Source organism: Pseudomonas sp. LF020 (assembly GCF_053456425.1).
Genome location: NZ_JBRFIX010000005.1, coordinates 216091 through 231551, shown reverse-complemented (window position 1 = coordinate 231551; position 15461 = coordinate 216091). Strand labels below are relative to the sequence as shown.

Here is a 15461-nt window from a genome sequence, read left to right as displayed (position 1 = left end):
TCACTGGCCCCGGAAATTCAATCATGAAAGCTCGTACCGATTTCTACACCGCTTCTCCAGACGCCCTGAAAGCGATGATCGCCCTGGAGACCGCGGTCTCGAAACTGCCGCTGGAAAAGACTCTGGTGGAACTGGTCAAGCTGCGCGCTTCGCAAATCAACGGCTGCGCGTTCTGCATCGACATGCACACCGCTGATGCAATCAAGGGCGGCGAAACTCCGCGCCGGCTGTTCGCCGTCACCGCGTGGCGTGAAGCGCCATTCTTCACCGAGCGTGAACGTGCGGCGCTGCTGTGGACCGAATCGCTGACCCAACTGAGCCTGACTCACGCCCCGGACGAAGACTACGACATCGTCGCGGCGCAATTCACGCCCAAGGAGATGGTCGACCTGAGCGTGGCGATCAGCACCATCAACAGCTGGAACCGTCTGGCGGTGGGCTTCCGCAAAACCCCACAGCTCTAAGCCGCAACACATAACCCCCTGTAGGAGCTGCCGAAGGCTGCGATCTTTTGATCTTGTTTTTAAAAATCAAAGTCAAAAGATCGCAGCCTTCGGCAGCTCCTACAGGGGCCGGTCGTTTTGGAAGTCTGGATCAATGCGCATCCGCACTCGGCGCCGTCGGTGGTTGTACCTTGCGCATCAAGGGCACCATCGCCGTGGCGATGATGAAGCACAACATGATCATCAAGAAGGTATCGCCGTAGGTCTGGGTCTGTGCCTCGCGGTAAGTCAGCAGCCACAGCTGACGCAGGCCGGCGGTGACGCCGACGTCACCGCTCTGACCCAGTGTCGCCAGGTTGCCACCGACCTGCGCCAGCCACTGATTCAGCGCCTCGTTGCTGCTGTTCAAATGCTCGGCCAGGCGGGTGAAGTGCAGGTTGGTGCGGTCATTGAGAATGGTCGCGCACGCGGCAATCCCGATAGCTCCGCCCAGATTGCGCATCAGGTTGAACAGCCCCGAAGCGTGTTTCAAGCGTGCCGGTGCCAAGCCGCCCAACGTCAGTGTCACCGCCGGTGGCACCGCCAGTTGCTGGGCGATCCCGCGCAGCGCTTGCGGCAGCAGCAACTGGCCGGCGCCCCAGTCGTGGGTGATCGGACTGAATTCCCACATCGACACGGCAAACAAGCCCAGGCCGATCATCATGATCCAGCGCAGATCCATGCGATTGGCGAGAAAGGCGTACAGCGGAATCGCCATGATCTGGAACACCCCGGTGGAAAAAACCGCCAGACCAATGTCCAGCGCGCTGTAGCCACGCACCCGTCCGAGAAACAGCGGGGTCAGGTAAATCGTTGCGAACAGGCCGATCCCGGTGACAAAGGAAAAGAAACAGCCCAGGGCAAAGTTGCGATCCTTGAGCGCGCGCAGATCGACGATCGGATTGGCCACGTGCAAGGTGCGCCCGATGAAGGCCAGACCCGCCAGACCGCTGATCCATGCCGTGGTCAGGATCGTTTGATCGCTGAACCAGTTCCAGCGCGGGCCTTCTTCGAGGGTGTATTCCAGGCAGCCGAGAAACAGCGCGAGAAATACCATGCTCAGGTAGTCCGCGCCCTTGAGCAGCGCCAGTTCCGGCTGGTCGATCTTCACCAGCATCGGCACCGCCACCGCGACGAAAATCCCCGGCAGCAGGTTGATGTAGAACAGCCAGTGCCACGAGGAAATGTCGGTGATCCAGCCGCCGATCACCGGCCCCAACGTCGGCGCCAGCGAAGCCACCGCACCGATGGTCGCGGCGGCGATCACCCGTTGTTTGCCGGTGAAGAAAAAGAACGCGGTGGTGAACACCAGCGGAATCATCGAGCCGCCGAGAAAGCCTTGCAGCGCACGAAAGGCGATCATGCTCTGGATGTTCCAGGCCACGCCGCAGAGCAGACTGGCCAGGGTGAAACCGACCGCCGAGGCGCAGAACAGCCAGCGCGTGGAGAACACCCGCGACAGCCAGCCGGACAGCGGAATCACGATGATTTCGGCGATCAGGTAACTGGTCTGCACCCACGCGGTTTCGTCGGTGCCGGCCGAGAGTCCGCCGCCGATATCGCGCAGCGACGCCGAGACGATCTGGATGTCCAGCAGCGCGATGAACATGCCGATGCACATGGTGGCGAAGGCGAAGACCTTGGTCGCGGTGGCCATGTCGGCGGCGTTGAACGGTTGCGCCGCGGCGGTGAGGGCGGTGCTCATGGCGCGACGGCCACGGCGCTGGTTTGAGTTGGCGCGCGGGTGTCGACTTCTGCGGTGACCGACAGCCCCGGCCGCAGATGGCCGAGCACGCCGTCAGCCGGATCAAGCAGGATCCGCACCGGCACCCGCTGGACGATTTTGGTGAAGTTGCCGGTGGCGTTCTCCGGTGGCAGCACGCTGAATTGCGAGCCGGTGGCGGGGGCGAGGCTGTCGAGGCGGCCATGGAATTCCTGGCCGGAGAGCACGTCGGCGCGGATGCTCACCCGTTGCCCGGGTTGCATCCGCGCCAGCTGGTCTTCCTTGAAATTGGCATCCACCCACAGACCGCTGGCCGGTACCACCGACAACTGCTGCGAACCCGCCTGGGCATAGGCGCCGACCCGCGCGCGGCGGTTGCCGATCACCCCGTCGACCGGCGCGCGCAGTTCGGTGTAGCTGAGGTTCAATTGGGCCAGATCACGCTCGGCCCTGGCTTGTTGCAGGGCGGCGCGGGCCTGTTGTTTCTGGGTGTCGATCACCGCCAGTTGGCGCTGGGCGGCGAGCAATTCGGCCTGGGCACGGGCACTCAGGGCCTGGGCGGTCTTGAAGGTGGCGTCGGCGCGTTGGGCGCTTTCCACCGACACGGCATTGGTGCTCACCAGGCGTTTGTAGCGCGCATTGTCATCCCGCGAGCGGGCGGTTTCAGCACCGGCAGCATCGATGCCGGCCCGGGCCTGGCCGATCACCGCTTGCTGCAGTTGTTCAGTGGCGTCGAGGTTGGACAGCAGGGCTTCTTCAGCGGCGACCGCGCCCTCGGCCTTGGCGAGGTTGGCGCGATAGTCGCGCGCGTCGAGGCGGATCAGCACGTCGCCGGCCTTGACCGATTGGTTGTCGCTGACCAGCACTTCTTCGATGTAGCCGGCGACCTTTGGCCCGATCACCGTGACGTCGCCACCGATGTAGGCATCGTCGGTCTCTTCGAGAAAACGCCCGGTACCCCACCAGTGCGCGGCGTACACACCGACCACCACCAGCGCGATCAGGCCGGCACCGGTCAGCAGCAGGCGTTTGCGCAGCGGCGGTTTGGCGGTGGGGAGCGCAGCAGACAGGTCGGGCTCAAGGGTGGGCATGCTGGTCATGGCGTAATACCTGCGCAAATCAAGTCGTTATTACGGCTGTAATATGACGCGAGTAATATTTTGTGGCAATTGAATTTTTGTGCCGATCGTCAGTTGCTTATTTGAGCCACTGGCCGGGCGTGGTGCCGCTCGTGGATTTGAAGAAAGCGATGAACGCACTGTCGCTGGCGAAGCCCAGTGCGTAGCCGCAGTAACTGAGGCTGCGCCCGGTGGCGAGCAACTCCATGGCGCGCATCAGCCGCCACTGCTGGCGCCATTGCTGGTAGCTCATGCCGGTTTCCCGCTGGAAGATCCGCCCGATGGTGCGGCTGCTGGCACCGATCTGCTGCTCCAGCGCTTGCAGTTCCGGCGGCAGTTGCTCGGGTGTCGACAGCAACGGGGCCAGGCGTTTGTCCCGGGGCAGGGGCAGCAGCATCGGTTGCTGAGCGGCTTCCCGAATTTCGCTCAGGCACAGGCCCAGCAGATGAAACAGTCTGCCGTGCTGCCAGTCGCTGTCGAAATCAGCCTGCGCCATCGGCTCCAGCACCGCGCGCAACAAGGGGCTGACTTCAATCACGCACACCTGCTGCGGCAATTCGCGGCACAGCTCGGGCGCGAGCCAGATCGAGCGGTAATCGACGCTGTGCTGCATCACCGCGCGATGGCTGACACCGCCGGGAATCCACGCCGCCCGCGACGGCGGCAGCAGGCACAACTGCTGCGCGAGGGTGATGCGTGTGCAGCCTTGCCGGGTGTAGAGCAATTGCCCGCGCTGATGGCTGTGCAGGCCGGAGTCGTGATCGCCGAGGGTGGAGGCGATGCCGATGACCGGCGCGCTGAAGTGATCAGGGTCGAAGGATGCGTGGGCGTCGAGCCAGGCCATGTTTTGTCCGATTTCAACGATAAATTGGCAAGGCTCGGATAATACGTCAGTCCAGACTTTTTAGACTCCTCGGCGTTTTCACATGAGGAGTCAACATTATGAACAACCGACATTTATTGCTGCTGGCGATTGCCCTGCTGATGTTTCCGCAGATCGCCCAGACCCTCTACAGCCCGGCGCTCGGCGATATCGGCCGAGCGTTCGGCGTCGGGCCGCACGTGGCTGCGCAGACCTTGTCGGTGTATTTCCTGGCGTTCGCCTTTGGCGTGGTGACCTGGGGGCGAGTGTCTGACCGCATCGGCCGGCGCCCTTCGATGCTTGCCGGTCTGGCGCTCTACATGCTGGCCTGCGTCATCGGCTTGAGTGCGCGTAGTTTCAACACATTATTGATGGCCCAGGCGTTGGCAGCATTTGGCGCGGCGGTCGGTTCGGTGGTCACCCAGACACTGTTGCGTGACCGCTTTCAAGGCGCGGAACTGGCGCAGGTGTTTTCCCTGGTGGGCATGGCGCTGGCAGCCAGCCCGGCAATTGGTTTGTTCAGCGGCGCAGGGTTGGTGGAGGGGTTTGGTTATCGCGGGGTGCTCGCGGCATTGCTGCTGATCGCTTTGGCGCTGTGGTCATGGAGTTGGTGCGCTTTACCCGAAACCCGCACGACCGAACTGGCCTCGGCGGGGCTGCTGGAAACCCTCGCGCGCATGCTCGGTGATCTCGGCATCTGGCGTTCGGCACTGTGGATCGCCCTGTTCAACGTGGCGCTGTTCAGCTATTACAGCCTTGGTCCGTTCCTGTTCGAACGACTTGGCTTGAGTGGCGCGGAGTTCGGCTACAGCGGCGTAATTCTGGCGTTGGGCTCAGGGTTTGGAGCATGGCTCAACCAGCGCTTGCTGCGCCGCGGTTGTCACGCGCTGCAACTGATTCGCCTCGCCGCAGTCATCGGCTTGCTCGGTGGTCTGGGTGTGTGGCTGATGCAGGACAGTGGCGCGTTCGTGCTGGCAATGTTGCTGGTGGTACTGGCCTTCGGCATGGCGATTCCGAATATTCTCGGCTCGGCATTGGTTAATTACAGCGACCGATTGGGCACCGCCGGAGCACTTCTGGGACTGATTTATTACCTGCTGATCGGCGCGGGACTGATGCTCGCCGGTTGGGCCCAGGCCCTCGGGGAAACCCTGATAGCGTGCAACGGCGTGGCTTTGCTGCTGACGATCAAGGCTGATAAATCAATTGTTTAAGAAATGTAAGCAGCGTAGGAAGCGTCTTGCATTTGTGTAGGAAGACTCTGACTATCACTCGCATTGATGAGGTGGCATTACGCTACTTTATGATTGCAAGGATGTTGCGTGCCGTATTCGCTTCGCGTTGTTTTTCGTCTTCGTTCCACGCTTTGCCCGCTGTTGTCGGCCTTTGTGTTGAGTGTGTGTGCCTCTTCGATTCAAGCGGCTGATCCTGTTGCGCCGGGCCAGGAAGTGCTGCGCCAGCAGCAACAGCAACAGCGCGATCTGCAACAACTGCAACTGGAACAACGCAAGCGCCAACTGGAGCGCGGTGCGTTCGGCCCGGCGCCGGTCACCCCGGCGATGCCGCAAACCGTCACGCCTGATGAGCGCTGCTGGCCGCTAAGTGGCACGCGCATTGGTGGTGTCACCCTGTTCGACAGCGACAAACTCAACGCGCGGATCAAACCGCTGCTGGCGCCGTGCATGGGTGTCGGCCAGATCAATCATCTGCTGGCGACCATCACCGCGATCTACGTCGAGCAAGGCTACATCGCCAGCCGCCCGTACCTGTTGAGCGCGCCGGCGGCGGGGCAGTCGCTGGACATCATGATCGACGAGGGCTACATCGAGTCCATCGAACTGGCCGATCAGAGCCTGCCCGTTTCTCTGGGCGGCGCATTCCCGCACATGCTCGGCCAGCCGCTGAACCTGCGCGATCTGGAGCAGGGCCTTGATCAACTGAACCGCTTGCGTTCGATCGACCTGACCGCCGACATCGCCCCCGGCAGCCAGCCCGGCGCCTCGCGAATCATCCTGCGTTCGCGCACCTCGGGCCAGTCGCGCTGGGCGTTGGGCCTGGGCATGGACAACCTCGGCAGCGCCAGCACCGGACGCGATCGCAACAGCGTCAGCCTGAGCTTCGACAGCCCGTTGCAACTCAACGATCTGTTGAGCCTCAGCGCCAGCGACACGTTGAATCAGGGCGACCGCTACAGTCGCAACGCCAGCCTGTATTACGCGATCCCCTACGGCTACTGGACCTACAGCGCGTTCGCCAGCCACGCCGAATACCGCGCGCCGTTCAAACTGCCCAGCACGACCTTGTACAGCACCGGCATCACCGATCAATTGAGCCTGCGCGCCGACCGCGTGTTGTGGCGCGACCAGAGCCGCCAGCTCAGCGCCAACCTGCAACTGGCGCACAAGGACGTCGACAGCTATCTGGAAAATGTCCGCCTGGGCATTCAAAGCCCGACCCTGACCGTGGCCGAAGCCGGGCTCAATCTGTTCTGGCTCGACCGTGCGGTGTGGAACCTCGACTTCACCTATTCGCAAGGCCTGCGCTGGCTGGGCGCCGATGACGACGCCAATCATGCGGTCAACAATTTGCCCAAAGCGCAGTTTCGCAAGTACCGCGCCGGCCTCAGTCAATGGCGCAACGGCCAGTTCGGCACGCAAGCGTGGCAGTGGCAAAGCCAGCTCAATCTGCAATACAGCCCCGACCCGTTACCGGCCATCGAACAGTTGCTCGGCACCGACGATTCGGCGGTGCGCGGTTATCGGGTGAGCAGTGCATCCGGTGCCAGCGGCGCGATCTGGCGCAACACGCTACGTCTGCCGCTGCGTACCGACTGGCCGCTGCAGATCACCCCGCGTGTGGGCCTGGACAATGGCTGGCTAAAGGCCGACCACGGTGCTCAAGGCCAACGACTGAGCGGCGCCAGTGTCGGGCTGAACCTGGGCTGGAAGAATCTGCAAGTGGACGTCGATTACCAACGCGCCCTCAACACCCCCAGCGGTTTGCAGCACGAGCCAGAGACCTGGCTGATGCGCGTGGGGTTGCAGATATGAGCAGCACCGAAACTCATCAAGCAGTGAACAGACAGCCGTCGGATCTGAGCGCGACAGCCACGGCCAAGACCAAATCGCGCGCCGTGATGCCGTACTTACATGGAGACGTTTTTATGCCAGCACACACCTTTGCATTCCATCTTTCTCCTCGGGGCAAATTGCGCTGGGCGATCGCCAGCCTGTTCTTCGCCGTGCACCTGCCCAGCGCCATTGCCGGCGGTGTGGTGGTTGCGCCCGGCCCCGGCGGCACCGCGCAATTGCAGACCCAGGGCGGCGTGCCCATCGTCAATATCGTCGCGCCCAACGGCTCGGGCCTGTCGCACAACCAGTTCCTCGACTACAACGTCGACCGTCAGGGCCTGGTGCTGAACAACGCCTTGCAGGCCGGGCAATCGCAGCTCGCCGGGCAACTGGCGGCCAACCCGCAACTGCAGGGCCAGGCGGCGAGCGTGATCCTCAACGAGGTGATCAGCCGCAACCCTTCGGCCATCAACGGTGCCCAGGAAATTTTCGGCCGCGCCGCCGATTACGTGCTGGCCAACCCCAACGGCATTTCGGTGAACGGCGGCAGTTTTATCAATACGCCGAACGCCAGTCTGCTGGTCGGTCGTCCGGAGTTGAACGACGGCAAACTGCAAGCCTTGAACACCCGCGACGCCAGCGGTCAGTTGCAGATCCAGAGTGGTGGCCTGCGTAACGCCGAAGGTTCGGTCAACCTGATCGCCCCGCGTATCGACAGCCAGGGCCGCATCGATGCCCGCGATCAACTGAACCTCACGGTCGGACGCAATCAGGTGGATTACGCCAGCGGTCAGGTCAACGCCGTGGATCCAGCGGGCAACACGAAAGATCAACGCATCGACGCCAGCCTGTTCGGTGCGATGCAGGCCGGACGCATCAATATCGTCAGCACTGCCGAAGGCGCGGGCGTGCGTGTGGGTGCGGTGCAAGTGGCCGGGCGTGATGGCGTGCAGATTCGTTCGGCTGGCGACCTGAGTGTCAGCGGTGAAGCGATCCCCAACAGCCTCGAAGTGACGCGTGCCGGCATTCGCAGCAGTCAGGGTGATGTCGGCCTGCACAGCGGCAACGACCTGACGCTGGCGGCCACCGATGTCAGTGCTCGCGACGTCAGCGTCAATGCCAAGCGCAACCTGACCTTGAGTACCGTCGAAAGCCGCAAGCTCCAGGAACAGCGCGAAAACTGGAGCAACAGCACCATTGGCATCACCTGGGAAACTTACGATCGCACCCAGACCGACAGTGAAACTCGCCAGCACGGCAGCCAGATCGTCGCCAGCCGCGACGCCAGGCTTACTTCCGGAAAAGACACCGAACTCAAAGCCGCCAAAGTTGAAGCAGCGAAAAATCTCGATGTGCAGAGCGGCGGTGATCTGCGCCTGACCGCAGCTACCGAAAGCCACACCCAGACCGATCAGGGCAACCATCGCAAGCATCTGTGGAAGGCCGACTGGAATAACAGCAGCGAAGAACAGCGCAGCATCGGCAGCCAGTTGAAGGGCGGCAACATCGCTCTGCAGACCGCCGCGTTGTTGCGTGCCGAAGGCGCCGAACTGAACAGCGTCGGCGATGTGAAACTGGCGGGCAAGCAAGTGGACGTCACCACGGCTACGCGCACCAGTCGCAGCAATAACAACAGTTATTCCGGCGATCTGGTCGGCGGCGGATTCTTCGGCAAGGCCGGTGATGCCGACAAGGGCCAGACCCGGCATCAGGGCAGCAAAATCAACGCGGCCGGCAAACTGCTGGTGAAGGCTGACGACGTGCGCATCAGCGGCAGCCAGGTCCGTGGCGGCACCGAGGCCAGCGTGATCAGCGATCAGGGTTCGCTGGTGATCGACGGCGTGCAGGACACTTCGCACAGCAACAACCACGACAAGGACAGCAAGTTCTTCGGCATCACCAAGGACGAGTCGCGGCAGAACTCCAGGGACAGCACCACAGTGCGCAGCGAGCTGGTTTCCGACAGCAACCTCAAGCTCAAAAGCGCCAAGGACATCGAAGTAGCCGGCTCCACGGTCAAGGCTGGCGGCGCGCTGACGGCGGACGCTGCCGGTGATGTGAGCGTGCATTCCACGCAGAACACTCACGACAGCAGCTCGACCACCGAGACCCGTGGCTTCGATGCCTACGCCAAAGAGCAAACGCCGGAGCAATACCGTGCCGGGGTGCACTACGAAGACAAGCAGCAGACTGTCACGCGCAACGACGTCAACCAGCAAGGTTCGAGCCTTAGCGGCGCCAGCGTGCAAGTGAAGGCTGGCGGCGATCTGACAATCAAGGGCGGTGAAGTCAAATCCACCGCGGGCGACACCACGCTGAGCGGCAAGAATGTGTCGTTGCTGGCCGAACAGGACAGCCACAAAACCTCATCCGACACCTCCAGCACCGGCGGTGGTTTCTACTACACCGGCGGCCTCGACCGCGCCGGCAGTGGCGTCGATTTCGCTCACAGCACCACGCAAGACAGCAGCAGCAAAACCACCGCGCAAACCAGCAACGTGCAGAGCAGCGGCAGCCTGACCATCAACGCCGACAAACTGCTGACCGAAGGCGCGCAGGTCAAGGCTGGCAACGGCCTGAATGTCGCGGCCAACGAGATCGACAACCGCGCCGCCAGCAACACCGAAAGCAGCACGCACAACCAGAGCAACTGGTCGGCGGACATCGGCGCCAACGTCGAATACAAGGACATCGCCCGCCCGATTGCCGGTGCGGTCAAGGATGTGCTCAACGCCAAGGTGCCGGACAAGGAAGCCCTGAGCAATCTCGGCCAGCCGAACGTCGGCCTCGACGTGGCGATCGGTCACGGCAGCGCCGACAAGACCGAGCAGAGCAGCACCGCCGTGGTCAGCCGTTTCGACGGCGGCAGTATCGAGGTGAAAACCGCCGGCACCCTGCACGACCAGGGCACTCAGTACAGCGCGAGCAACGGCAAGGTCAACATCAGCGCCGACAAACTGGTTGCCGATTCCGCGAGCAACACTCACAGCAGCACCGATAACTCAGTGGATGCCAAGGTCGACGTACGCGTCTACACCAAGACCGGCGAGGACGTGAACGTCGCCGGCAGCGGCGCCGGTGGCAACAGCTACAGCAGCAAGGACAGCAGCACCGCAGTGGTCGGCGGTTATGCCGGCAATAAGGGCGTGAACATCAACGTCGGTGCTGACGCGCAATTTGCCGGCAACCATTTCGACGGCGGGCAGGGTGGTGTGAACATCACCACCGGCGGCGATCTGGCGCTGAATCAGGCCAATGACCGCCAGAGCAGCAGCGACTCCAGCCTGCGCGGCAACGGCTCGCTGACGGTCGGTACCTTGCCGGGCACCGACGGCACCAACGTCGACCTCGGCGCCGGGTTCCAGCTCGATCACAGCGGCAAGCAGACCACTGACACCCAGGCTCACGTCGCGAGCATCAGTGGCAACGGCCCGGTGCAACTGAGCAGCGGCGGCAATCAGTTTCAGCAAGGCACGAAGATCGACAGCGCCGGCGCCATCGATCTGCACGCTGACGGCAAGCTTGATCTGCAAGCGGCCGTTGATACCCACACCGCGACTGGCAGCAATCTCGGCGGCGGTTTGAAGGGCGGCGGCAGCAAATCCAGCAGCGAGAAGAGTCGTGATCAGGGCGGCAATCTGAGCGGCAACTTCAACATAGGCCGCATCAACGAAAACTCGCAAACCCTGACCGGTGGCCAACTCAATAGCCAGAGCCAAATCGCCTTGAGCGGTGATGCGGTGCACCTGCAAGGCACGCAAGTCGGCGCGCCGAGCGTCAGCATCGATGTGCAGAAGGGCGGTTTGGTTCAGGAGTCGGCGCAGTCCACCGAGAGCCGCAACAACTGGAACGTCGCGCTGAATGCCGGCGGCAACCTGAGCAGCAAGACCCCGACCGCAGCCGATGAAAAGGCCAGCAGTGACCACGGCTTCAACGCCGGAGCGAAGGTTGGCGTCGATTACCTGCAAGGCACCACCCAGCAGAACAGCCAGATCAAGGCTGACAGCGTGGTGCTGAACAGTGCCGGTGATGCACAGCTGTCGGGTGCGCGGATCGACGCGAACACTGTCAGTGGCAAGGTTGCCGGTGATCTGACCGTCGAAAGCCGTGAGGACGCGAAGACGCAAGCCAAGGTCGATGTCGATCTGGGCCTGACGGCGAAGAAGAACCCACCGAGCGACAAGGAAAAGCTCGCCGGCACTGACTACAAACCAACGTTGAAAGCGCAGGGCGAATACGCGCACAAGGACAGCGTGGCGCAGGCGTCCGGCATCAGTGGCAATCAGGGTGTGAAGTTGAACGTTGGTGGTGGCACGCAGCTGACCGGCGCGCGGATTTCATCGACTGAAGGCAAGGTGGATCTAGGCGGTTCGAAGGTCGGTAGCAGCGATCTGGCCAACCGTGAGTACGGGGTGAAAGCCGGACTGGACCTGCCGCAGAAAACCGAGGAGAACGCACCGAAGGTGTCGTTCGATAACGGCAATCTGAAAGTCGGTCCGGTGACCCTGAGCGGCCATCTGGATAGCCAGACCCTGCAAGCCGGGATCGACGAAAAAGGCTAAACCACCGCAGTAACCCTGTAGGAGTGAGCCTGCTCGCGATGGCGGTATTTCAGTCGACATCATTACTGACTGATCTGACGCCATCGCGAGCAGGCTCATTCCTACATTTTTTCTATCTCGGTCAGTTCGAAGCCTTCGCCTTACCCGCGCTCATCAGCACGACCACCGCCAGCAGCGCGGACAGGATCGAACCCAGCAACACCCCAACTTTCACCGAGTCGACCAGATGCGGCGCGCTCGGGAACGCCAGTGCGCCAATGAACAGGCTCATGGTAAAGCCGATCCCGCAGAGCAGGGCGACGCCGTACAGTTGCAGCCAGCTCGCGCCTTGCGGCAGTTGCGCCAGGCCGCTGCGAATCGCCAGGGCACCGAGGCCGAGGATGCCGATCTGCTTGCCGAACAACAGACCCAGCGCCACGCCCAGCGGCACCGGCTCAAGCAGGTTGCTCGGAGAAATGCCGCTCAATGACACGCCCGCGTTGGCAAAGCCGAAAATCGGCACCACGGCGAACGCCACCCACGGGTGCATTTTTTCTTCGAGGTAGAGCAGCGGCGAATTGTGCTCGTCTTCCGGGTTACCCAGCGGAATGCACAGGGCCAGAATCACCCCGGCGAGGGTCGCGTGAATCCCCGATTGCAGCATGAAGAACCACAGGAAGGCGCCGGCGATCAGGTACGGCCACAGCTTTCTGACGCCGCAGCGGTTGAGGATCACCAGCAGTGCCATCACCGCCAACGAGGCCAGCAGCATGCTCACTGACAGGCCGCTGGTGTAGAAAATCGCGATGATCACCACCGCGCCCAGATCATCGAGGATGGCCAGCGCCGAGAGGAAGATCTTCAGCGAAACCGGTACCCGTTTGCCCAGCAGAGACAGCACGCCCAAGGCAAAAGCAATGTCGGTGGCCGCGGGGATCGCCCAACCGCTCAGGGTCTGTGGATTACCCCAGTTGATCGCGACGTAGATCAGGGCCGGGACCAGCATCCCGCCCAGCGCGGCGAAGCCCGGCAGCGCACGCTGACCCCAGCTCGACAACTGCCCGGCGAGCATCTCGCGCTTGATCTCCAGACCCACCAGCATGAAGAAGATCGCCATCAGGCCATCGTTCACCCAATGCTCGATCGACAGGCCGGCGACTTTGATGTGCAAGGTCGAGAAGTACGTGGCCGCCCAAGGCGAGTTGGCGACCAACAGTGCGGCGAGGGCAGCGGCCATCAGAATCAGGCCACCGGCGGATTCGGCGGCGAAAAATCGGGAAAGAAAGGCCAAGGCAGAGGGCGAGTCCTGACGGGCAGCCTGCAGGCGTGACGGATCGTGGCTCATAGGCACAGCAACTCCGCGCGGCGGCCCGACCTGCGCTGAATTAAACCTGCCCTGCCGCGTTGTTGCGGTGGCACCCGGGCGGCATTTTACACAATAGGCGGGACGCCTGCGAAAAACTCGACGACGTGGGTCGCTGCCCGGCAATTTCTCGATACGTGGAAATTGGCTTGCTGATGTGTGCTTAGCTGTGCGCCGTCCGTTTCAGCCTTTGACTCTCTATAAAAATGAAAACAGCCTTCATCGCCTTCCTCGGTTTTTTATCCGTCACTCAAGCAGCACCCTCCGTTGCAGAAAATGCCAACGGCAAGCATCTCTATACCCAGCGCTGTGCCGTGTGCCACGGCGCGGATATCAAGGCAACCGGGCCATTGGCCAATAAAAGCAATCCGCCAACGCCTGACCTGACAACAGCCACCTTCAAGAAACGCCTGAAGGATTATCCGGGCGTCATCGTGTCCTCGATCATCCTTCGTCCTAATGGAAATCTGATTCCAAAAACCTTGCGGGATAACGGCGTGAAGATCGCGCCGCATGCCTGGAGTGTTCAGGATTTTCGCGATCTGCATCAATACATGAGTGAAGTGATTGCCAAAGCACGATGATCTGGAGATGAACGGCGGAACGGGTTTCCAAGGAATGAATTGCCCGGCTTAATAGGAACCATTACTATTCGAACCCTTTTCCACAGCACGCCGTCATGAACCCCATGCTGCCCCGCAGACCCGGCTTTTTCGAGCATTACGAAGAGTTGATCGGCACCTGGACCCGGCGCCTGCGCAATCGTGCGCAGGCCGAGGATCTGGCGCACGACACCTTTGTGCGGGTGCTCGAATCCGATTCGGCGGCGGTGCAGCAGCCACGGGCGTATCTGCACCAGACCGCACGCAATATTGCGGTCGACGGTTATCGGCGGGAGGATCGGCGGGAAGCCATGGAGTCGCAGGCGATCGATCACAGTGTGTCGTCCACCGGCGACCCGGAGCATTACATGCAGGCGATCCAGTTGGCCGACTCCATCGAACGGGCGCTGCAGGAACTGCCGCTCAACTGCCGGAAGATTTTCGTCTGGCAGAAGATCGAAGGGCTGACCCAGGCGGAAATCGCTGAGCGCCTCGGGCTGTCGAGGAACATGGTCGAAAAGTATATGATCCGCACCCTGCGCCACTTGCGCGATCGCCTTGACGGCATGCAGTCATGAGCGGTCGCCGCTTTTCATCCCCAGCCCGACAGGACATTCCATGATGGATACCCGTGATTGTGCGTGCGGGCAAACAACGGTGCGCGATGAAGCGGCACGCTGGTTTGTGCGTTTGCAGGATCCAGCCACCAGCGCCGAGGAACAGCAGCGCTTCGACGCCTGGCTGAACCAGCATCCGCAACACCGTGACGAATTCCAGCTGCTGCAAGGCTTGTGGACGGCAGCCGATCTGCTGCCGGCGCCACGTCTCAAGTCCCTCGTCGAAACCCCGCCGGCCCGACGCGAACGTCGCCCACTGCTGCGTTATGCGGTGGCGGCCAGTGTGCTGGCGGTGGCGCTCGGCCTCGGTCTGTTCAGCGGTCTGAATCACCCCGACGGCTATAGCGCCGAGTTCGCGACGGCGCTGGGTGAGCGCAAGCATGTGGCGCTGCCGGACGGATCGGTGATCGACCTGAACAGCCGCAGCCGTCTGCAGGTGCGGTTTGAGAAAGATCGGCGGCTCATCGAACTGTCCGAAGGCGAGGCGATGTTCAGCGTTCAGCACGACACCGCGCGCCCGTTCGTGGTCGAGGCCGGCAGCGGCAAGGTGACGGTCACCGGCACCCGTTTCGACGTGCGCCGCGATGTGACGCAAACCCGGGTCGCGGTGGAGCAGGGCACGGTCAAGGTGCAGGGGCGCACTGCGCCGGACGACCAATTCATCAGCCTGACCGCAGGCCTCGGCACCCATGTCGATGCCAAAGGCAAAGTCGCCGCGGCCTATGCGGTCAACCCCGCCGAACTGACGGCGTGGCGTGGCGGCAAACTGGTGTTCAACGACGCCAGCCTCAGCGAAGTGGCGGCGGAAGTTTCGCGTTATCGCGACAAGCCGCTGAAGGTCAGCAACCCGACCGTCGCAAATCTGCGCCTGACCAGCGTGTTCAAATCCGACAACACCGACGCCTTGCTCAAGGCCCTGCCAAACATCCTGCCGGTGGCCGTTCGCACCCTGGCCGATGGCAGTCAGGAAATAATTTCAAAATAACATTCAGGTTTTTTTCGAGTTCATCGTCTTCCTGTTCAACTGCAACTGGTTTGCATTAACAGACGCACACTCTTGCGCTCCACAGGACTACGTTCGA

General features: G+C 62.1%; 11 protein-coding genes. 7 read left to right on the top strand and 4 right to left on the bottom strand.

What is annotated here, in order from left to right; genetic code table 11:
• Window positions 1-23: 23 nt before the first annotated feature.
• The gene (locus tag ACU680_RS14240; RefSeq protein WP_007968280.1) at window positions 24-464 is read left to right on the top strand and encodes a carboxymuconolactone decarboxylase family protein; all 441 of its coding nucleotides are present in this window, start codon (window positions 24-26) and stop codon (window positions 462-464) included.
• Between the two features lie 130 nt (window positions 465-594).
• Here ACU680_RS14240 and ACU680_RS14235 read toward each other — a convergent pair whose 3' ends face one another.
• From ACU680_RS14235 to ACU680_RS14225, 3 genes are all read right to left on the bottom strand, one after another.
• Window positions 595-2187, bottom strand: coding sequence for a DHA2 family efflux MFS transporter permease subunit (locus ACU680_RS14235; RefSeq protein WP_448179770.1), 1593 nt, complete (start codon window positions 2185-2187; stop codon window positions 595-597).
• Window positions 2184-3305: an HlyD family secretion protein gene (locus ACU680_RS14230; protein WP_448179769.1), complete on the bottom strand. Its 1122-nt coding sequence runs from the start codon at window positions 3303-3305 to the stop codon at window positions 2184-2186. Before ACU680_RS14230 ends, ACU680_RS14235 begins: the two co-directional genes overlap by 4 nt.
• A 97-nt stretch (window positions 3306-3402) precedes the next feature.
• Window positions 3403-4167, bottom strand: a complete 765-nt coding sequence (locus ACU680_RS14225; protein WP_448179768.1) for an AraC family transcriptional regulator — start codon at window positions 4165-4167, stop codon at window positions 3403-3405.
• A 98-nt stretch (window positions 4168-4265) separates the two neighbouring features.
• Between ACU680_RS14225 and ACU680_RS14220 the strand changes: the two genes are divergently transcribed.
• The 3 genes from ACU680_RS14220 (at window position 4266) to ACU680_RS14210 (ending at window position 11818) form a co-directional block, all read left to right on the top strand.
• Window positions 4266-5399, top strand: coding sequence for an MFS transporter (locus ACU680_RS14220; protein ID WP_448179767.1), 1134 nt, complete (start codon window positions 4266-4268; stop codon window positions 5397-5399).
• A 108-nt stretch (window positions 5400-5507) separates the two neighbouring features.
• A complete protein-coding gene (locus ACU680_RS14215; protein ID WP_448179766.1) occupies window positions 5508-7235 on the top strand; it encodes a ShlB/FhaC/HecB family hemolysin secretion/activation protein in 1728 nt (575 codons plus the stop codon).
• 113 nt (window positions 7236-7348) lie between these two features.
• Window positions 7349-11818, top strand: a complete 4470-nt coding sequence (locus ACU680_RS14210; protein ID WP_448179765.1) for a hemagglutinin repeat-containing protein — start codon at window positions 7349-7351, stop codon at window positions 11816-11818.
• A gap of 121 nt (window positions 11819-11939) precedes the next feature.
• On the opposite strand, the gene nhaA is transcribed toward ACU680_RS14210, so the two are convergent.
• The gene (nhaA, locus tag ACU680_RS14205) at window positions 11940-13142 is read right to left on the bottom strand and encodes a Na+/H+ antiporter NhaA (RefSeq protein ID WP_448179764.1); all 1203 of its coding nucleotides are present in this window, start codon (window positions 13140-13142) and stop codon (window positions 11940-11942) included.
• 224 nt (window positions 13143-13366) lie between these two features.
• Between nhaA and ACU680_RS14200 the strand changes: the two genes are divergently transcribed.
• The 3 genes from ACU680_RS14200 (at window position 13367) to ACU680_RS14190 (ending at window position 15364) form a co-directional block, all read left to right on the top strand.
• Window positions 13367-13744, top strand: a complete 378-nt coding sequence (locus ACU680_RS14200) for a cytochrome c (RefSeq protein WP_448179763.1) — start codon at window positions 13367-13369, stop codon at window positions 13742-13744.
• Between the two features lie 95 nt (window positions 13745-13839).
• Window positions 13840-14340: a sigma-70 family RNA polymerase sigma factor gene (locus tag ACU680_RS14195; protein ID WP_003223490.1), complete on the top strand. Its 501-nt coding sequence runs from the start codon at window positions 13840-13842 to the stop codon at window positions 14338-14340.
• Window positions 14341-14380: 40 nt separating this feature from the next.
• On the top strand, window positions 14381-15364 hold the full coding sequence (locus ACU680_RS14190) for a FecR family protein (protein WP_448179762.1): 984 nt from the start codon (window positions 14381-14383) through the stop codon (window positions 15362-15364).
• Window positions 15365-15461 lie beyond the last annotated feature (97 nt).

Bases quoted from the DNA above. Each gene is read 5' to 3' on its own strand.
- ACU680_RS14200 (WP_448179763.1), top strand. From the start codon at position 13,367: ATGAAAACAGCCTTCATCGCCTTCCTCGGTTTTTTATCCGTCACTCAA.
- ACU680_RS14210 (WP_448179765.1), top strand. From the start codon at position 7,349: ATGCCAGCACACACCTTTGCATTCCATCTTTCTCCTCGGGGCAAATTG.
- ACU680_RS14230 (WP_448179769.1), bottom strand. From the start codon at position 3,305: ATGACCAGCATGCCCACCCTTGAGCCCGACCTGTCTGCTGCGCTCCCC.
- ACU680_RS14195 (WP_003223490.1), top strand. From the start codon at position 13,840: ATGAACCCCATGCTGCCCCGCAGACCCGGCTTTTTCGAGCATTACGAA.
- ACU680_RS14220 (WP_448179767.1), top strand. From the start codon at position 4,266: ATGAACAACCGACATTTATTGCTGCTGGCGATTGCCCTGCTGATGTTT.
- ACU680_RS14235 (WP_448179770.1), bottom strand. From the start codon at position 2,187: ATGAGCACCGCCCTCACCGCCGCGGCGCAACCGTTCAACGCCGCCGAC.
- ACU680_RS14240 (WP_007968280.1), top strand. From the start codon at position 24: ATGAAAGCTCGTACCGATTTCTACACCGCTTCTCCAGACGCCCTGAAA.
- ACU680_RS14190 (WP_448179762.1), top strand. From the start codon at position 14,381: ATGATGGATACCCGTGATTGTGCGTGCGGGCAAACAACGGTGCGCGAT.
- nhaA (WP_448179764.1), bottom strand. From the start codon at position 13,142: ATGAGCCACGATCCGTCACGCCTGCAGGCTGCCCGTCAGGACTCGCCC.
- ACU680_RS14225 (WP_448179768.1), bottom strand. From the start codon at position 4,167: ATGGCCTGGCTCGACGCCCACGCATCCTTCGACCCTGATCACTTCAGC.